The sequence below is a fragment of the Anabaena azotica FACHB-119 genome (genome assembly GCF_014697625.1).
Lineage (GTDB): Bacteria > Cyanobacteriota > Cyanobacteriia > Cyanobacteriales > Nostocaceae > Trichormus > Trichormus azoticus_A.
This window is the reverse complement of record NZ_JACJSG010000010.1, coordinates 96,371-115,188: the sequence shown is the minus strand read 5'-3', so window position 1 is coordinate 115,188 and position 18,818 is coordinate 96,371. Positions and strand designations below refer to the sequence as shown.

The 18,818-nt window shown below is 41.4% G+C and carries 15 protein-coding genes; 5 read left to right on the top strand and 10 right to left on the bottom strand.

The window, feature by feature from the left end; translation table 11 throughout:
- Positions 1 to 65 precede the first annotated feature (65 nt).
- A complete protein-coding gene (locus tag H6G83_RS09410; RefSeq protein ID WP_190470429.1) occupies positions 66 to 221 on the bottom strand; it encodes a hypothetical protein in 156 nt (51 codons plus the stop codon).
- Here H6G83_RS09410 and H6G83_RS09405 point away from each other — a divergent pair.
- Positions 220 to 363, top strand: a complete 144-nt coding sequence (locus H6G83_RS09405; RefSeq protein ID WP_190470425.1) for a hypothetical protein — start codon at positions 220 to 222, stop codon at positions 361 to 363. The two genes, H6G83_RS09410 and H6G83_RS09405, sit on opposite strands and share 2 nt — an antisense overlap.
- Positions 364 to 910: 547 nt before the next feature.
- Positions 911 to 1,525 carry an ATP-dependent Clp endopeptidase proteolytic subunit ClpP gene (gene clpP / locus H6G83_RS09400; protein ID WP_190470422.1) on the top strand — a complete coding sequence of 205 codons (615 nt, stop codon included), beginning with the start codon at positions 911 to 913 and terminating at the stop codon, positions 1,523 to 1,525.
- Between the two features lie 66 nt (positions 1,526 to 1,591).
- On the opposite strand, the gene H6G83_RS09395 is transcribed toward clpP, so the two are convergent.
- Positions 1,592 to 2,434, bottom strand: a complete 843-nt coding sequence (locus tag H6G83_RS09395) for a hypothetical protein (protein ID WP_190470419.1) — start codon at positions 2,432 to 2,434, stop codon at positions 1,592 to 1,594.
- A 1,100-nt stretch (positions 2,435 to 3,534) separates the two neighbouring features.
- Here H6G83_RS09395 and H6G83_RS09390 point away from each other — a divergent pair.
- The 3 genes from H6G83_RS09390 to H6G83_RS09380 are packed head-to-tail and all read left to right on the top strand — an operon-like array spanning position 3,535 to position 7,197.
- Positions 3,535 to 5,889, top strand: coding sequence for a ribonuclease R family protein (locus tag H6G83_RS09390; protein WP_190470416.1), 2,355 nt, complete (start codon positions 3,535 to 3,537; stop codon positions 5,887 to 5,889).
- Positions 5,890 to 5,906: 17 nt separating this feature from the next.
- Entirely contained in the window at positions 5,907 to 6,530 is a 624-nt protein-coding gene (locus tag H6G83_RS09385; protein WP_190470413.1) for a flavin prenyltransferase UbiX, read from the top strand.
- A 4-nt stretch (positions 6,531 to 6,534) separates the two neighbouring features.
- The gene (locus H6G83_RS09380; protein WP_190470410.1) at positions 6,535 to 7,197 is read left to right on the top strand and encodes a LapA family protein; all 663 of its coding nucleotides are present in this window, start codon (positions 6,535 to 6,537) and stop codon (positions 7,195 to 7,197) included.
- A 186-nt stretch (positions 7,198 to 7,383) separates the two neighbouring features.
- Here the strand turns inward: H6G83_RS09380 and H6G83_RS09375 are convergent, their stop codons facing one another.
- From H6G83_RS09375 to H6G83_RS09340, 8 genes are all read right to left on the bottom strand, one after another.
- Positions 7,384 to 7,578, bottom strand: a complete 195-nt coding sequence (locus H6G83_RS09375; RefSeq protein WP_190470407.1) for a hypothetical protein — start codon at positions 7,576 to 7,578, stop codon at positions 7,384 to 7,386.
- Between the two features lie 1,299 nt (positions 7,579 to 8,877).
- Positions 8,878 to 10,248 (bottom strand): sensor histidine kinase, encoded by a 1,371-nt coding sequence (locus tag H6G83_RS09370; RefSeq protein WP_190470404.1) that lies wholly within the window; start codon positions 10,246 to 10,248, stop codon positions 8,878 to 8,880.
- Between the two features lie 263 nt (positions 10,249 to 10,511).
- The gene (cheB, locus tag H6G83_RS09365) at positions 10,512 to 11,492 is read right to left on the bottom strand and encodes a chemotaxis response regulator protein-glutamate methylesterase (RefSeq protein WP_190470401.1); all 981 of its coding nucleotides are present in this window, start codon (positions 11,490 to 11,492) and stop codon (positions 10,512 to 10,514) included.
- Positions 11,493 to 11,678: 186 nt separating this feature from the next.
- Positions 11,679 to 13,919, bottom strand: a complete 2,241-nt coding sequence (locus H6G83_RS09360; RefSeq protein WP_190470399.1) for a hybrid sensor histidine kinase/response regulator — start codon at positions 13,917 to 13,919, stop codon at positions 11,679 to 11,681.
- Positions 13,916 to 14,581: a chemotaxis protein CheW gene (locus H6G83_RS09355; RefSeq protein ID WP_190470395.1), complete on the bottom strand. Its 666-nt coding sequence runs from the start codon at positions 14,579 to 14,581 to the stop codon at positions 13,916 to 13,918. Before H6G83_RS09355 ends, H6G83_RS09360 begins: the two co-directional genes overlap by 4 nt.
- An 80-nt stretch (positions 14,582 to 14,661) precedes the next feature.
- Complete coding sequence (locus tag H6G83_RS09350; RefSeq protein ID WP_190470391.1) at positions 14,662 to 16,290, bottom strand: methyl-accepting chemotaxis protein; 1,629 nt, start codon at positions 16,288 to 16,290, stop codon at positions 14,662 to 14,664.
- A gap of 583 nt (positions 16,291 to 16,873) precedes the next feature.
- The gene (locus tag H6G83_RS09345; protein ID WP_190470388.1) at positions 16,874 to 18,079 is read right to left on the bottom strand and encodes a CheR family methyltransferase; all 1,206 of its coding nucleotides are present in this window, start codon (positions 18,077 to 18,079) and stop codon (positions 16,874 to 16,876) included.
- 155 nt (positions 18,080 to 18,234) lie between these two features.
- Positions 18,235 to 18,678, bottom strand: coding sequence for a chemotaxis protein CheW (locus tag H6G83_RS09340; RefSeq protein ID WP_242044506.1), 444 nt, complete (start codon positions 18,676 to 18,678; stop codon positions 18,235 to 18,237).
- Positions 18,679 to 18,818: the final 140 nt, after the last annotated feature.

Below are 18,818 nucleotides of genomic sequence, written 5' to 3'. Positions count from 1 at the left end.
GCTCCTCTGCTCCCCTGCTCCCCTGCTTACCCTAATGATGGGATATTTTTTGAGTTAGAAGTCCCTTATTGTAGAGAACGCAAAAAACTAACAAGCGATGATGCTGGCATTTCCGGTGCAGGTGTAACCATTCTTGATTGGATTTTACTATTGGGATTAATTCCTGCTATCAGGTGGAGCAAGAAAGTGATGATGGCGGCTTGCACAAGTTTTTCTAGCATGGCAGGTCTCCCTCAATTGATAGCATTGCCTGTGAAATTGCTGAGTTTAACTACACCCCGTTTTATTGGTTTACCGGATTTAACGGCAATATCCAGTATATTGGCTGATAAAAAAGCTAAAGAAAAGTTAAAGCTTTACTGAAAAATGGGATTTGTAGGCGATCGCCAATTTACATAATTGAGTCATCCTGATTATGAAACGAGCGATCGCCCAGCACTCATTTTTCTAGACGCATCCCACTATCAAAAGTGCCTGATGAGTTATGAACATCTACCAAAGTAGGTAGGCTTAATCAGTTGACAGTTGACAGTTGACAGTTGACAGTTGACAGTTGACAGTTGTTATTTTCCCCCTTCCCCTTTTCCCTTTCCCCTTTCCCCTTTCCTGACAGGTGTAGGTTTTTTACTGGTGTTCTAAAAACCTTGGTTTGGGGTGTAAGGGTGTAGGGGTGTAGGGGTGTAGGGGTAGATGAAACAATGATTTTCTCGTTAGTTTTATAGTCCTTACTCACTGCTATATTAAAAACCTACACTTGTGAGCTTCCCCCTTCCCCCTTCCCCTTTTCCCTTTCCCCCTTCCCCTTTCCCCTTTCCCCCTTCCCCTGGTTAGGATTTCCGCCCAGTCCCCAATCCCCAATCCCCAGCCCCCAGTTGATAAAATGAATGCAAATTAGGTAAAATCACGCTGCATGACTATTCCTATCGTCATTGAACAATCTGGTCGAGGCGAACGCGCCTTTGATATTTACTCACGGCTATTGCGTGAGCGGATTATTTTTTTGGGTCAACAGGTTGATAGCAACTTGGCTAACTTGATTGTGGCTCAATTACTGTTTTTAGACGCTGAAGACCCAGAGAAAGATATTTACTTGTATATAAATTCTCCTGGTGGTTCTGTAACTGCCGGTATGGGGATTTTTGATACTATGAAACATATTCGCCCTGATGTCTGTACCATCTGTACAGGATTGGCGGCTAGTATGGGTGCTTTTCTCCTCAGTGCTGGTACTAAAGGTAAGCGGATGAGTTTACCCCATTCACGGATTATGATTCACCAACCTCTAGGCGGCGCTCAAGGTCAAGCAACTGATATTGAAATTCAGGCGCGAGAAATTTTATACCACAAGCGGCGGTTAAATGAGTATCTAGCTGAACACACTGGTCAACCAATTGAGCGTATTGCGGAAGATACTGAGCGTGATTTCTTCATGTCTCCTCATGAAGCCCAAGAATACGGCTTGATTGACCAAGTGATTGACCGTAACTCTGCTGGTAGCCGTCCGGTAGCTATGGTTAGTCAGTAGTGATTGTTTGTAGTAAGCACTTTAGTGCTGAATAATTTTAGGACTAAAGTCCTTACTACGAACTAATTAAAATCCGGCAATTGGATCGGGTTGAGATTCTAGGTATTTGAGGAAGCTGTGTAATTCGTCTTCTGTTAATAAAGTGCGTCCGCGCTTACCGTAGGTTTTGATTAAATATTCTCTTCCTTGTTCTGGTGTCCAACCTAAGCGCTGCAATTCGACATCAGTTTTAGCAATTACATCTGATAAATCTACAGGCTCGGCTTTTTTCTTTTTCTTCCCTGTGCCACCTGATATGCTAGTTACATTCTCTTGCGGTGTGTAACTGCGGGGGGTAAATGGGGTGACATTATTATTTACTTCCGGTATGGGAGGAAGTTCTGGCTGTTTGGATGATAACAGAGGTAGGTCTTCTATTGGTGGTTCAAATTCTGGTTCTTGGTAGGTAGTAGTAGGTACACTGGGAATGAAATCTGGGGTATTGTTTTTACTAGTTTTGGCTGCTTCAGTTTTGGGTGTAAAACTACTCACTACGTCTTTGCTTTCATCATGATTGCTGGTGACTGACCAATTTTTACTACCAAAATCTTCATTTTTAATCGGGGGATAAGTCGGTTCGCTAGGGGTAGGATTAATCTGTACCTGCTGTACCGGGGATGCGGCACTAGCGACTGGAACCGAAGATGATACTGATGCCTGTGGCGCATCTGTAATCCCCAAAACGGTCAGCGCTCTGGTTCTTGCTTTGTCTTCGGCTGCTTCCACGGTTTCTGCTGCCGCCATACCCGTTGCGCGAGTTACACCTTCAATTTGAACGCTTGCCCGAACGATATATTTTCCCTGAAAAATTTGCACTAATTCAGATGTTAAACTGCCGTTGGGATACAAGCTCTGGAATTGAGCCAACATAATACTGCCACCAAATCTAAATCTACGGAATTACGGGGTTGATGCTACCTGTGTACCCAACCTTGTCGAAAATTGCTATGTGGATTTATTTTAACTTGACATCTACGTTGACAGGTGACAGGTGACAGTTATCAGTTGTCAGTTATCAGTTATCAGTTCTCCCTCATCTCCCTCATCTCCCTCATCTCCCTCATCTCCCTCATCTCCCTCATCTCCCCCCACTCCCCCCACTCCCCCTCTTAAGGGCAGGTTTTTCATAAAGTAATCAGTGAGGACTATAAGATTCAGGAAATTATCAGACTTTCATCTACCCCTACACCCCTACACCCTTATACCCTTACACCCTAAAATCAGTGTTTTTGGGTCGAAGTGTAAAAAACCTGCCCTTGAAAGCCCCACTCCCCCCACTCCTCCTGCCTTCTGAAGAATTATTACAATTGGCTATATTTTTCGCTTCTGCTGCTTAATTCTAGGTGGGTTGACTAATAATGCTATACTATTTACCCAATTCAACATCCAGAAGTATTTTCTGGAAGTACGCTCTGAATCTACAATAATGGAGATACGGTTCGCCCTCACTGCTTATTAAGCTGCTGCCTAATTGTGACCGATTCTACATAAGGACAAATTGGGTGATTCAGCAGTTCTCCTAGTAAAAATCAGAGTATCATGGCGTAAAAGTACCTTCAAGCTAGACAATCAAACACCTGTATTTTCCCCTATGTAACGCTTTTGGTCAGCGTGGAGAGTAAATCTTAAACCAGCCTCTCAAAACCAGTTGCGTATTTACCGGATGGGGCAAATGCGAATCAGGCGTAATCTCTCAGTTTGGTTAGATGAAGGAACCCCAGCGTCAGCTAACTTTGTTGTCGTGCAGTGAGAAGTTCTTCAAGGTGTACTCTTGCGAAGAAGCAACCTACGCGGAGGATCTTGTGAAGAAGCACCTTACTTTTAGCTTGAGTTAGCTTCCTTTGTGGGATGCGTGGGAACTCAATCTGAGGGTAATTCGTTTCCAGCTAGTATCTGTAAGCCGTGAGGGTATACGGCAAAGAACCAAGTTCAAGCAAACATGATTTTTTGACCAAAGGTCGGTTCACTGCATGGAATTTTCAATCGCTACACTCCTTGCCAATTTCACCGATGATAAATTGGTAGCTCGCAAAGTTTTGGAAAAGAAACTAGGATGCGAGGATGAAGACAGTTTAGAAAAACTCCACATTGCCCTGGAAGTGCTGGAGAAAATCGGGATTTTGGCGAAAGAACGGGGAAAATATCGCCGCATTTCCGAGGAAGGATTAATTGAAGCTAAGTTACGTTGTTCGAGTAAGGGCTTTTGCTTTGCAATTCAAGACGTGGAAGGGGCTGAGGATATTTATATCCGAGAAAGTCACCTGAGTAATGCGTGGAATGGCGATCGCGTTTTGGTACGTGTTCTCAAAGAAGGTAGTCGTCGCCGTTCCCCAGAGGGTGAGGTGAAGCTGATTCTGGAACGTTCTAATCACACGCTACTGGCGCGAATTAAGCAAGTAGAAGGTGGTTTCCGTGCTGTCCCCTTGGATGACCGACTGTTGTTTGAACTAAAAATTCTCGCTAACAAGTTGAAGCTAGAAGAGGCAATTGATCACCTCGCCCATGTCGAAGTCCTGCGTTATCCTTTAGCCCAATATCCGCCTTTAGGTCGCGTAGTGCAGATTTTGGGCAGTGATGCGGAAGCGGCGGCAGATATAGATTTAGTTACCTGTAAGCATGATTTAGCCCGTAATTTCCCTGAGTCAATATTAGATGCAGCTGCTAAGTTACCTAAAAGGTTACTCAAAGCAGACCTAAAAAATAAACTAGATTTACGCAATCTATTTATCTTTACGATCACTGGCATCAATAGTGATACCAAGGTAATAGAAAATGCCCTGAGTTTAGAAAAAACGATTGCTGGCAATTGGCAATTAGGTTTTCATATTGCCGATGTTTCCCACTATGTGCAACCAGATGAACCTCTAGATAGGGAAGCAATTAAGCGGGGTAGGTCGGTATATTTGGGTGACTTGGTATTGCCTATGTTACCAGATACGGTGGCCGATCGCGCTTCACTAGTCACTCTAAGCGATCGCTTGGCATTATCTTTCTTAATTACCATTTCTCCCCAATCAGGGGAAGTTTTGGAATGGGAAATTCAACCAAGCGTCATTAACGTAGACAGCAGCATCACCAAGGAACAAGCCCAAGCTATTCTTCAAGGTGAAGTTGGGAAAAAAGATTCACCACAGGTAGTAGAAATACTGCAAAACTTAGCTACCATTACCGGAGGTATCAAAGAATCACGCCTGACTCGTGGGAGTTTGCAGTTAAATCTGCCGTCGAATCAAAACCCCTACTATGATGAAGGTATTTTAGGGGCTGTGCTGGTGAGTGATTCGCCATTGCGATCGCTGCTGACGGAATTGGTATTATTAGTTAATGAGTTGATAGCTACCCATCTAAATGCTTTAGGTGTCCCCGCTATCTGGCGAGTTCAAGGTACACCAGACTCGGAAGATGTGCAAGAAATGCTGAAACTGGCAATTAATCTAGGGGTTGAACTGGCGTTAGAACCAGATGTAGAAATTGAACCTCTAGATTATCAACAGTTAACTAGGGCTTTTGCCGAGTCTCCCTCAGAACAGGTGTTAACTTATCTGTTGCAAGATACCCTCAAGCCGGCGGCGTATAGCACCACCAAAGCGCCTCACTTTGGTTTAGCACTACCGCAATACACACACTTCACCTCGCCCATGCGCCGTTATCCAGATTTGCTGATGCAAAGAGTATATTATCAGCTATTGGAAAACGGACGCGATCGCCGCAACACCAGAGTCAAGGAACGGGTAAACCTGCGCCACTCCTCCAGCCATGCGGAAATTAATTGGAATGTGTTAGCACCAGAGTTGCAGCAGGAAATGCAAAGCGACTTGACTAGGGTGATAATTCAAATCAACGACAGGGAGAAGGAAGTCCAAGAAGCCGAAGCCGACTTAGCAGGGTTGCAAAAAGCCCAACTGATGAAACAGCGCATTGGGCAAGTCTTCCAAGGTGTGATTACTGGTGTGCAGTCCTACGGTTTCTTTGTGGAAATTGAAGTCCCAGCCACCGAAGCCGCCACTAATACTGGTGTACCCTTGCGGGTGGAAGGGTTGGTACACGTCAGTTCCCTCAAAGATGACTGGTATGAGTACCGCGCCAGACAACAAGCACTCTTTGGCAGAAAAAATCGTGCTTCTTATAGATTAGGCGATCGCGTCTCCGTCCAAGTTAAGAGCGTCGATTACTATCGCCAGCAGATTGATTTAGTCACCGTCGGTAGTGATGGCATACCCAAAAATCTCGGTATCGGTGATATTAATGGTGATATTGGTGATATATACCTACCAAATGACCTTGATTCTGACGACTTAGATCCCTATGCTGATGATGAAGAATAAGTTTTGTTAAGCATCTGGTGTCACAACATAAAAAACCTCTAATTATCGGCGTATCAGGAGCATCTGGACTGATTTACGCCGTTCGCGCCGTGAAATACCTGCTCGCAGCCGACTATGAAATTGAATTAGTCGCCTCTAAATCAACATACATGGTTTGGCAAGCAGAACAGGAAATTCGGATGCCAGCAGAACCAAGCCAACAAGAGCAATTCTGGCGAGAACAAGCCGGAGTTGCTCATGCCGGTAAACTGCGTTGCCATCCTTGGAACGATGTCGGAGCCAATATTGCCAGTGGTTCCTTTCGCACCTTGGGGATGATTGTGATTCCCTGTAGTATGGGTACAGTAGCCAAGCTAGCAAATGGCTTAAGTTCCGACTTATTAGAACGGGCTGCTGATGTTCAGCTTAAAGAAGGACGTAAACTAGTTATCGTTCCCAGGGAAACCCCTTTTAGCCTAATTCACCTGCGAAACTTAACCACCCTAGCGGAAACAGGAGTCCGCATTGTCCCCGCGATCCCGGCTTGGTATCACAACCCGCAAACAATTGAGGACTTAGTTGATTTTGTCGTCGCCCGTACATTAGACCAACTCGATATCGATTGTGTACCCTTAAAAAGATGGAGGGAGGGTAATTCGTAATTCTATGGCTGTAATTCGCTTAACTTTATTAGTAGCAGTACTAGGTGGGCTAACACTGTTGTTAGTTCAAAATCTGTCGCCAGCGTTACCTCTGGTATTTTTAGGTATGCGAAGCCAGCCATTACCCTTGGCGTTGTGGATACTATTTAGTACGGCGGCTGGTGCTGGCACATCTTTATTAATAACTAGCTTGTTTAGATTATCTAGTTATTTTGGTGGGCAACCACGCCAAGTCCCACCTAAATCAACCACCTCCAGACGTAGTACAGCCAACCGCAAGGAAGAATTTACACCTCCCCCACCCAGCAAAGAACCAGCAAATAAAACCGACTACGCTTCTAATGATGAGTTTGATGATTGGGAAACCAATAGTGCAGATGATGACTGGGATATTGAAGAGAAGCCAAGGAACGCAACGACAAACAATTCTCAGTCTGATTCATTTTCAGACTCTTCTACTTACGAACGCCCACAACAACCTAAAAGCGGTACTAAGTCTGGTTCCACCTATTCTTACAGCTACAGAGAACCAAAAAACACAGCCGCCGGGAAAACCGAATCAGTTTATGATGCTGATTACCGAGTCATCATCCCCCCATATCAGCCACCACCTAAAGATACAGCCAATGATGATGACGATGATTGGGGTTTTGATGATGATGAATGAGCTTTATCAGTTATCAGTTATCAGTTATCAGTTATCAGTTATCAGTTATCAGCCTCTAACTAGCGCGACTACGCAAAGCACAAAATATAGAAGAAACACTTTTTTCTTCCCCTATACCCTTACACCCCTACACTCCTGTGTTTCTTAAAAGGTGGTGTTCACTGATAACTGTTCACTGATAACTGTTCACTTTACGCCACAGCGTTCACGAGACTCCTGCTTGACTCTACCGCTCATAGCAGCTTCTTGCAAACTCATGAACGCATTTAAATCTTCTAAGTCATAGTGAGTAGTCAGTAAATAACGTAGTTGATTCTCAGCTTCAATTGTTAGATAGCCAGTAGTTAAAGCTTGTTGCACAACGTCACGAATTCGAGTCATGGTTGATGCCTCATTACACACCACATTAATTAAATCGGGCTAACGACGGTAGGATATGCAGTATCTTCTAAACTCTAACCATGAATTTTGTTAAAGCTATCTGGTGCTTTTTAACAAGTAGCATCGTCATTTTTTACACCTTAATCTGCAAAGTTAGTCATTAAAGCCAGTCACAGCTAAATCGAAAATTTAAGATTATGTGTTGAATCAAACACCGTATGATGCCAAAATCAAGTTGCTTTGGGAAAGATAGAGTCAGACCTGTCTATGTTGACTGAATTTTGCTGATTAAAGTTTCAAAGAAGTTTTATTAAATTTCTTTTAAACCCAACCATACCTAATACATTACTACGAAGTTACCTCAGAAGAGTAATTAAATTGGTTATGTAGCGATCGCTAGTTTTTGCACCTATCCTAGAGTAGATATTCGAGCAACTGATTTGTGTATTTTTTGCTAACCTTGAATTCTATATTACCGAAACAGGCTCAGGAAAGATTTATCAATTAAGGAACTTTTTATTGTCAGGTGTTTGATTATTTTAAATTAACTTAGTTTCATTATTAATTTTGAAACAATACAATCATTTTAAATGTTAAATATAATTTAAGTTTAAATAAACACACAAGGAAATCATAGTCTTCTCTGTGATTGGTAGGTTGCTTTTGGAGTTAGGTACGCCCTAAATTTATTAAACTATTTATTGGGTGGTTATTATTAATTTAATTTGCTTGATTTAGAGATGATTTATAAATTAAATATTAAGTAGTGGATTGACACAGCTAAAATGTTGCATTATTCCTTTCTTGTAGGATGGGCATCTTGCCCGTCCGGTGCGGGCAAGATGCCCACACCACAAGATTTATTTTTATTGCACTATTTTAGTCTAGACAGTCCACTACTGGACTGGCAAGGCTAAAATGTTGCATTATTCCTTTCTTGTAGGATGGGCATCTTGCCCGTCCGGTGCGGACAAGATGCCCACACCACAAGATTTATTTTCATTGCACTATTTTAGCCTTGCCACGCCACTACTGGCTTGTCTAGACTAAAATGTGGCATTAGATTGGGAAAAAATCGAACGCAGATGAACGCAGATGAACGCAGATGAACAAGATGATAGATTTTTCGCTAATGCACAAGTTTAAGCTTGCCACGCTACTACTGGCGTGACCGGGCTAAAATGTGGCAATAGATTTGGGAAAAATTGAACGCAGATGAACGCAGATGATAGATTGGTATTGCACTATTTTAGTCCAGTCGCGCTACTACTTAATATTTACTTAAATTCTTAATTACATTCAAGATTTATTTAATTTTATGGGAATTTCAATAGTCAACTCTGTCCCTTGCTCAAGTTCAGATTTTACTTTGATATCGCCTTGATGTTCTTTAATTATTTGGTAGGCTATTGATAATCCTAAACCTGTGCCTTTATTTACAGGCTTAGTTGTGAAAAATGGATCAAAGATTTTGTTCTGTATTTCCGGCTTAATGCCAACGCCACTGTCTATGAAAGTAATTTTTGCTTTCTGTGAGGCAGTCATTTCAGTTTTAATTAAGATTTGTTTTTCCTTTGATTTATTCTGCTCCTCTAGCACCGCATCAATGGCATTATTGAGAATATTCATAAATACTTGGTTAATTTCTGCTGGGTAACATTCAATTAGCGGTAAATCACCATACTCTCTAATAATTTGAATATCCTGTCTGATGCGATGTTTTAAAAGTAGTATTGTGCTTTCGATACCATCATGAATATTCACTGTTTTTTTGCCGGCTTGGTCTAAGCGGGAAAAATTCCGTAATGATATAACTGTTTCACTAATACGCTCAGTTCCTAGTTTCATGGATGATAAAACTTTAGGTATATCATCTAAAATAAATTCGAGGTTAATATCTGCAATTTTTTCTTGTAAAGTATTTGTTGATTCTGGATACTCTTGCTGATAAAGGTTTATTAACTCTAATAAAGATTCAATATAGGTACTCAGATGTTTGATGTTACCGTTGATGAAATTTATGGGGTTGTTAAGCTCATGCGCTAAACCTGCAACTATTCTACCTAATCCAGACATTTTTTCTGTCTGCACTAATTGTACTTGTGTTGCTTGTAATTGCTTTATAGTATGCTCTAACTTCTGTGTTTGTAATTGAGCCGTGATAGTTGCGTTGGTGAGTGCTTTGAGATTATTGTAGGCTTGGGAATGGTAGCGAATACGAGCAATTAACTCAATGGGATCTGGTAATTTAATTAGATAATCATTTGCACCTGCGGCGAAGGCATCTGCTTTGAGTTTTGCTTCTTCTTTACTAGACAGCATGACAATGGGAATATCACGGGTTGCTGGATGAGAACGGAACCAACGCAACAACATGATGCCATCTATATCTGGCATGACCATATCTAGTAGAATTACGGTAGGGGAAAGGGCGATCGCTTGTGCAATTGCTTGGGTTGGATTACTTATATAATGAAAGGAGATGTCTGAAGCATCAGAAAGAAGTCGGCAAACTGCTTCACCAATAATTAGCTGATCATCAATTAATATGACTGTGGCTTTATCTTGATCCACATTTTCTTGTGAGATGGGTTCAGGCGCTTTTTCTTCAGTATAATTAGGTATTAACTTTTGGCTGTTCGGGGATTGCTTAATAGTTTCTATTTGCATTGCCCTATTGTTTATTTAAATAGTAATTATAAGTGATTAATAATACAATACTAACTAGTTTTTAGGAAGTTGGGATTTTTGTATTAATTTGTAAAAATTAGTGTTTTCAACAGGTTTCAGAAAACTCAATTAGTTTTTACTAATGAGATTATTAGTATTTCTGCTAATTATTAGTCAAAACAATTAAAGACTAAAAGTAAAAAAACAGTATTTACTTGGTAGTAATTAGTTATATTAAATACATTTTATCAACTGATAACTGTTCAGTGATAACTGTTCACTGATTTAATACAAGCAGATGCGATCGCCTCAATTGGTAAAATTTCTATAGCCGCATTTAATTCTGCTGCTGCTTTCGGCATACCATAAACAACGCAAGTTCTGCTATCTTGGGCTATTGTATGCCAGCCAGCATCTCGCATCATTTTTAAACCTTGAGCGCCATCTCTACCCATACCTGTAAGCAGCACTCCTACGCCTTTCCCAGTCCAGTATTTAACCGCACTTTCAAAGAAGACATCAATCGACGGATGATAGGAACAAGCCAAGGGTTCTGGTTCATAGTCAAGGGTAAGGGTAGGACGCAACACCAGATGCTGATTTTTAGCCGCTAGAAAAATCTTCCCTGGTTGGAGATGAGAACCAGGGTTGGCTATCTGCACAGACAGAGGGGTTTGTTCGTTTAACCAAGCAGCAAGACTAGGTGTAAACTGAGCATCTAAATGTTGAATAATAACTATAGCAGCAGGGAAATTTGGGGGAAATTGGCAGATAATTCTCACTAATGCTTGGGGGCCGCCTGTAGAAGCGCCGATCGCAATTAGTAATGGTAAATCATTCGGTTTGTTTGCTATCCTGTGACGAGGAGACTTACCAATTAATTTGGCGATGGTAGAGATTTTTTTCACCAGTTCTGTACCACCCCAAATAGGCGTATTGATAGCATCTAAAGCACCATAACCCATTGCTTCAAACACTTTACCCGCATAACGGTTGACGCTGGCAGTCACCATCATAATGGCACAAGGGGATTGATTCATGATGTGCTTAGTAGCTTCCACTCCATCCATATTTGGCATCAGCACATCCATCAAAATTAAATCAGGGGTATCGGCTGCACACTTAGTCACAGCTTCTACCCCATCGTAAGCAACCCATGCCACATTATAATCTGGTATGGCGACAATGGTACGCCGTAGCGCCTCTACAGCTATACGCATATCGTTGACGATGGCTATTCTCATGTTGGGGACTGGGGAGTGGGGGAGATGGGGAAGAATAACAACTGATAACTAGACTTCTTGCATAAATCTTTTTTTGTCTCACGCAAAGGCGCAAAGAGGCAAAGAAAAGAACTCTAAGAACGACTTTTGCAAGAGGTCTACTGATAACTGATAACTGTCAACTGTCAACTGTCAACTGTCAACTGCCTACGCTTCGCCGATTAAATCAATTACTGCTTTTAACAATGTGTCATCATGAAAACTGGTCTTGGTTAGATAGTAATTTGCGCCTGCTTCTAAACCTTTGATTCTATCTTCTTCTCTGTCTTTGTAGGAAACGATAATTACAGGTATATGCTTTAAATTTTCCTGGGTTTTGATTTGGTTGGTGAGTTCAAAACCATTCATTCTGGGCATATCAATATCGGTAATTACCAAATTATAATGGCTGCTGCGGATGGCGTTCCAACCATCCATACCATTAACTGCAACTTCGACTTTGTAACCTTTATTTTCTAATAGTTTACGCTCCATTTCTCGGACTGTAATTGAATCATCAACTACTAAAACACGTTTGTAAGTTTTGGCGACTTCTTGCTGGGAGGAATGATTTACTTGGCTAATTTGTCCACTGGAAAGTAGTTTGGCAATAGAACGCACTAAGTCTTCAATATCGATAATTAGCACTGGGGAACCATCATCTAGTAAGGCGGCGGCGCTGATATTGGCAAGTTTGCCTAAACGCGGGTCGAGGGGACGGACAACTAAACTGCACTCTCCCATCAATTTATCTACAACTACGCCATAGTGACTGAGGCGATCGCTTATAATCACTACTGGGAGTAATTCGGCATTTTCTCTCTGTGTTGGCAATTCTAAAACTTGATGGGCGGAAATTAAAGCTACAGCTTGGTTATTCATCATGAAAAACGGCTGGTTCTCACACACCATAATTGCCGACTTGGGAACCATCGCCACCCGATGAATACGTGCTAAAGCAAAGGCGTAGGGTTCATCAGCAATTTCCACTACTAGAGTCCGTAATACTGACAGTGTGAGGGGCAGTTGTAAGTGAAAACTCATACCACACCCTGGCTGAGAAACTGCCCGCAAATTGCCGCCAACTTCCCGGACTGTGCTGTGTACCACATCCAAACCGACACCCCGACCAGAAATTTCTGTCACTGTCTTGGCTGTGGAAAACCCAGGTAAAAATAGAAACTCCATTAACTCGGCTTCGGTGAGTTTTGCTGTTATCTCTGGACTATTGAGGTTTTTGCTGATAATTTGCTGACGCAGAAATTCTAAGTCTATCCCTCGACCATCATCAATGACGGTAATTAATAGCATTCCTGCACGATGAACTACTTCTATGCGAATTGTTCCGGTTTCTGGTTTCCCTGCGGCTATACGTTCTTGGGGTGTTTCAATTCCGTGGTCTACGGCGTTACGCAAAAGATGAGTTAAAGGCGCTTCTAAGCGTTCGAGAATGTCTCGGTCTACTAAAGTGGATTTGCCAATAATTTCTAGTTTGATGCGTTTACCCAGTTGTCTAGCCATGTCGCGCACCATGCGCGGAAAACCTTGTCCGCCTTCACCAAAGGGACTCATATGTGTGGCGATGACTTGGCGGTAGAGGCGGTCTGCTAGGTTGGTGGAACGCTGAGAATATAATTCTAATTCATTATGGCGATCGCCTAAAAGTTGGCGACATTCACTAGCGGTTTGCCGTACAGCCGTCATTTTCTCCTGTATTTGCCGTTCTAGGGGATGTTGAGAATGTTTACTTAATAATTCTTCTAACCCTTCCAATAAATCGAATAACTCTGTTTGATTTGTTTTTAATTTCAATAGGGAGTCGGTGAAACTTTCCAACCACTTAGCCTGTACTAAAGATTCTCCCGCTAGTCCCATTAAGGAGTTAAGATTGTCTGCACCCACCCGCACAACTCGGTTTTGTATATCGGGTTTCTCTACTTGGTTAAATACCTGAGATGGAGCGACAACCCAAGGTGATTCTGTTACAGTTTGACTTATGGGTGAGGATTTGCCAATACTCGCGATCGCACTCACTAAAGATTGAATCCTATCTGCTGGTAATTGGGGATGAGAGTTACCTTCACAAGCTTCACCTATATGTAACAGCATATCCACAACCGCCAGCAGCACATCAATATCAGCAGCCTTGAGCTGAATTTCTCCCGCCTGCGCTGCGACAAAGCAGTCTTCCATCCCATGCGCCAGAGTGACGACGGAATCTAACTGGACAATTCTGGCTGCACCCTTGATAGAATGAGCTGCACGCATTAAAGCGGCTAATTCTGCTTGGGGTTGGGGTTGATTTTCCAGTGCTAATAGGCGATCGTTTAAGATAGCAACCTGGGTTTTTACCTCCATACTGAATAAATCGAGCAAGGAAAATTGACTATAATCTATTTCTTTTGTCATCGCCAAACTTTTTTATCTAAGGTGGTAAATAATAACTCCTCATCCAAATAACCCAGACTTTTTCCCCGCCAATAAAAAAATCCTTTGGCAAAGTTGTGATTTGTCGCCGTCACGCTTGGGTTATCGCGAATTTCATGTTGATAAAATCGTTGTACACCGTAAAGTTCATCGACAGCAAACACCCATACACTACCCGCTTTTTCCACCATCACCATACGCGGATAAACTACAGGACTCAAGGCTGCGACTGGGGTATCAGCAGTTTCCAAATTTAGCAGATGAGTTAAAGAAATACACAATTGTAATTCGCCACGAATATTGACCAATCCCCGCAATATGTGGTTGCTGCGATGGGGTAGAGTATGAATTGAAGTTGGGGAGATAGTTTCTTGAAAAACTCCCGTAGACAGCGCCAACCATTCTCGCTGCAAACGAAAGATAACGACTGTGAGAGTTTCTGTATTGGTTAAGGTATCAGATTCTGCCCTTGTTTGGGAAAATAACTCAGTCCACTCGCGACGATAATTTTCCGGTATGGGACGTTCAAGTAACTGACGACCAATATTTGAGTAAACCGGACAGTTACGACAATGGATAAAATGGGCTAACTCTGGACAAGTGCGATCGCCTACAATACCGATAAGATGATAACAATTATTCATAGCGGCGGGAAAAGGGGAAGGGGGAAGGGGGAAAGGGGAAAGGAACAACTGATAACTGATAACTGATAACTGTCAACTGACTAAATAACTTTAAAATGCGAAATCTCCTGTCTTAAACCATGAGCAACTTGATTAAGTTGAGAAATAGCATGATTAATTTCCCGCAAAGAACTAGCCGTTTGAGCAGAAGTATTACTTAACTGCGTCATCGCCTCACTAATTTGTTGCGCTCCTTGAGACTGAGTTTCCATCCCTTGACTGACAACTTCAAAACGCGGCGTTAAATCCTGCACTTGCTCAATAATTTGCCCTACCTGAGTGCTAATATTAGCCACATCTTCCACACTGCGTCCTACCTCAGTGGCGAATTTATCCATTTCCATCACACCAGTAGAAACAGAAGATTGCATCTGTTTCACCATCTGCTCAATATCAAGAGTAGCGACTGCGGTTTGGTCTGCTAAACGGCGAATTTCCCTAGCCACCACAGCAAAACCTAAACCATATTCTCCAGCTTTTTCCGCTTCAATTGCCGCATTCAAAGACAGTAAATTTGTTTGGTCTGCCACTTTAGTAATTGTCACCACAATATTATTAATATTGTTAGCCTTTTCACTAATTACTCCTAGCCTAGCCGCAATAGAATTTGTTGCTTCTGCTAATTGACGCATCGTAGTTTCCATCCGCAACAAATCTTTTTGACTCTCAGTCGCTGCTATGGTCGTACTTTGCGACATCACCGCCACTTCTTCCATTGTTTTCACAAGTTCTCTAGAAGTAGCAGAAATTTCTTTCGCCGCCGCCGCTACTTCATTCGTTGATGCTACCTGCTCTGTGATTGTTGCCTCTAATTGTTTACCTGAAGCTGCTATTTGTGTGGTGGAAGAAGTTGCTTGAATCCCAGATTGTTGGACTTTACTGATAAGATTACTCAGGTTTTTTGCCATGCCTTTTAAAGTCAGCATCAGCTTACCAATCACATCATTTGCAGTGGCTTCTACCTCAACTGTCAAATCACCAGTAGATACTTTTTCTGCTAAGGTAAAAGCATTTTGTAAAGAACTGCTCAACGCTCTGCTGGGAATGAGGATAATAGCCAGACAAACTGCTATGACTGTGAGGACAAGAAGTAAATAACTTGTCCAAATAACTATGTCAGAAAAAGTCTGCATTTGAGTAACTTGCTTTTGTCGTTCTTCTAAAATTTCATCTTCTCGATTTAGGGTTTTCTCAATTTCTTGCCGAATTTGATCCATAAATATTTTACCCTTATCGGAAAGAATTATATTCAACAATTCTTGATTCTTCCCTTGTCTTTTTAATTGAATAGTCTTTTGCAACTCTTGAATTTTATATTTAGATAACTCTTCAATTTTATTGATGCTAGCAAGTTGAAAACTATCATCTTTAACTTGTTGGGTAATTTTCGCAAAACTACCACCTAACTTTTCTTTTGCTTTATTAAAAGGCTCTAAATATTCTGCTTCATTGGTAATGATGAATCCTCGCTGTCCTGTTTCCGCATCTACCAGGGTTTTTTCCAAATATTTCAAATCAGCTTTCAACGCAAAAGTTTTACTAATTAGATTATCATTAGCTAATAATTCTTGATTTGTTCTTTTTGTAATGTAAGTTGTAATACTCGCTAATATAATGATTAGTCCAGATCCAGCTATGACAAACTGATTCAGTTTTAAGCCTTGTTGCATATATTTAGTTACTCCTCAAGCCATGCGAATGGGATTCAGTTAATTTATAAACGCTATATAATTAATAAGCGGATATCAAGGCAGACAAAATGCCTCATCACAGCAAGCTTTCCCATGCAGGCTATCAGTTCAACAAGTTGACAAAAAATAATAAATAACTTAACAATTCCTTACTTAATACTAGGGGACAGGGGACAGGTTACAGGTGACAGTTAGTAGGGTGCGCTACTTATGAATATTGTCTTGATATAGCTAGGGTTTCTCCTACTAACGCACCCTGCTGGCTTGTCTAGGCTAAAATGTGGCATGAGATTTGAAAAAAATTGAACGCAGATGAACGCAGCGAAAAGTTCTGTAGGAGGGTTTCCCTCCGTAGGAAACTTTTCAAGACAGATGAACGCAGATGAGTAAGATGATAGATTGTTGACTAATGCACTATTTTAGCCTTGCCACGCCACTACATTTTGGATATTGCTTTATATTCACAGCAGTAGCCACATAGGTTAGGACATAGGTAAATAATAAAACCCTTATATTAAGCAGCGATTGAGTGCCTGTAACCTGTAACCTGTAACCTGCTATATTACTTATAATGGATACGCTGAATACGTTGCCAAAGGAGCCGAGCATTTGCTATATCTCCTTGATGTTCTCGTAGTAATGCTAAATGAATTAAAGCTTCTTCGTGATTTGGTTGTAAATAAATTGCTTTTTGGAAAGAAGCTGCTGCTTGTTCATTTTCACCCATTGCTTGTTGCACTTGACCAAGCAGTACATAGGCTTCAACGCTAACCAAATTTTTTTTGAGATAGTCTTGGCAAAGTTGGTAAGCTTGCAGTAAGCAACCTTGGTCAGCTAAAGTTTTGGCAGTATCTAGCAAGCTTGTCTGGGGAATTTGTTGTCGCTGTGACTGGGGATGTTGAGGAATGCGCTGTTTTGGTGGATGGTGCTTTTTGCGATCGCCTAAACTATCATGTTTTACCATAGGACGAGAAACACTCGCCTTTCGATAAGCAAAAGCCAAAGAATGCGGAACCAAACTAAAGCGTGACTTCAACAGCAAACCCGTTTCCGCATGACCAACAAATAACAAACCATCTGTCACAAGTAACCGTTCCAAAGTGCGAATAGTCCGGTCTTTGGTACTGCGGTCAAAATATATTAACAAGTTGCGGCAAAATACAATATCATAAGGAGCTTCACCAACCAAAAAATCGGCATCAGCTAAATTAGCTTGGCGAAAATGTACCGAATTTCTCACCACCTCACACAGAAGATATCCCGCCTCAGTTGGTTGAAAATAGCGTTCTTGAAAAGATAAACTATTGCCACGAAAAGAATATTTTTCGTAAATTCCGCGTTGAGCTGCTAACAAACATTTTTGACTAATATCAACAGCATCAATGTGAAAGTGAGCTTGATTTAACCCAGCTTGCAAAAGTGCGATCGCAATTGAATAAGGCTCCTCCCCAGTAGAACACGGCACACTCAAAATTCGCAATACTTTCTGAGGATGATTTTTCAACCATTCAGATTGAATATATTGTTGCAAAAACTTAAATGATTCTAGCTCCCGAAAAAACCAAGTTTCAGGAACAATCACATTATCAATCAAAGCTTCCCATTCCTGACTAGATTCTTGCAATCGTTGCAAATAGCCAGCTATATCTGTAATTTTACCATCTGCCATTCTCTGCTCAATTGCTCTAGCGATACTAGCCGAGCCTATTGAACCTGCATCTAGACCAATTTTTCGCCTCAGTAAAGCCTCGCCATCAGAATACGTCATGTTCAGCTATGAATAATAGAAATGCCATATTTAACTAGCTGGTAGAAGAAACACCTGCGTTGCTGAATCAAGATATGAATTTGTCTCACGCAAAGGCGCAAAGGCACAAAGTTATAAAGAACAAGAAAGGTCATTTTGCCATTTCATATTCCAATTCAGCAACGCCGAAACACCTGTTCACACTCTGATAACAAATACTCAATTCGCAGACATTGAATCATGCCTTGCTCATCTAGAATTATCTTACCCAAATAAGGTGCAGCACCTATCTGAAGATTAGCATCAACTAATTGTGAGTCAGACTTATGCAGGGTTTCCACCACTCGCTCTGTCATTAAACCCACAACAGAAGAATTTGCAGCATTTCCTCCCCAATATTTCACCAGGATAATGCGAGAACTCAAGTATTGAGAACAAGGTTTATTGTGCATCAACTGACATAAATCTAATACAGGAATAACCTTTCCGCGATAGTTAAACACACCGCTAAAATACTCAGGTGCATGAGGAAGGGTATTGAGGCTAACAAGCGGTAAAACTTCCACAACCTGCTGACAAGCTAGAGCGTAACGCTGATTATTTATATAGAAGAGTAACATTAACATTTATCCACCTTACCTGCAAAAATTTTCCCCTCCAAGATAGCCGCATGATACCGGAAGTGGAAAGAGAAAATTGCGATCGCAAGCAAATCCAAATCAATTATTTTCCAATTTCGCTGTTAATTTTTGAGAATTTT

Coding starts and splice junctions, on each gene's coding strand:
- H6G83_RS09340 (WP_242044506.1), bottom strand. CDS start 18,678: ATGTTACTCTTCTATATAAATAATCAGCGTTACGCTCTAGCTTGTCAG.
- H6G83_RS09370 (WP_190470404.1), bottom strand. CDS start 10,248: ATGCAAATAGAAACTATTAAGCAATCCCCGAACAGCCAAAAGTTAATA.
- H6G83_RS09360 (WP_190470399.1), bottom strand. CDS start 13,919: ATGACAAAAGAAATAGATTATAGTCAATTTTCCTTGCTCGATTTATTC.
- H6G83_RS09355 (WP_190470395.1), bottom strand. CDS start 14,581: ATGAATAATTGTTATCATCTTATCGGTATTGTAGGCGATCGCACTTGT.
- H6G83_RS09410 (WP_190470429.1), bottom strand. CDS start 221: ATGCTAGAAAAACTTGTGCAAGCCGCCATCATCACTTTCTTGCTCCAC.
- cheB (WP_190470401.1), bottom strand. CDS start 11,492: ATGAGAATAGCCATCGTCAACGATATGCGTATAGCTGTAGAGGCGCTA.
- H6G83_RS09390 (WP_190470416.1), top strand. CDS start 3,535: ATGGAATTTTCAATCGCTACACTCCTTGCCAATTTCACCGATGATAAA.
- H6G83_RS09405 (WP_190470425.1), top strand. CDS start 220: ATGGCAGGTCTCCCTCAATTGATAGCATTGCCTGTGAAATTGCTGAGT.
- H6G83_RS09375 (WP_190470407.1), bottom strand. CDS start 7,578: ATGACTCGAATTCGTGACGTTGTGCAACAAGCTTTAACTACTGGCTAT.
- H6G83_RS09345 (WP_190470388.1), bottom strand. CDS start 18,079: ATGACGTATTCTGATGGCGAGGCTTTACTGAGGCGAAAAATTGGTCTA.
- H6G83_RS09350 (WP_190470391.1), bottom strand. CDS start 16,290: ATGCAACAAGGCTTAAAACTGAATCAGTTTGTCATAGCTGGATCTGGA.
- H6G83_RS09380 (WP_190470410.1), top strand. CDS start 6,535: ATGGCTGTAATTCGCTTAACTTTATTAGTAGCAGTACTAGGTGGGCTA.
- H6G83_RS09395 (WP_190470419.1), bottom strand. CDS start 2,434: ATGTTGGCTCAATTCCAGAGCTTGTATCCCAACGGCAGTTTAACATCT.
- clpP (WP_190470422.1), top strand. CDS start 911: ATGACTATTCCTATCGTCATTGAACAATCTGGTCGAGGCGAACGCGCC.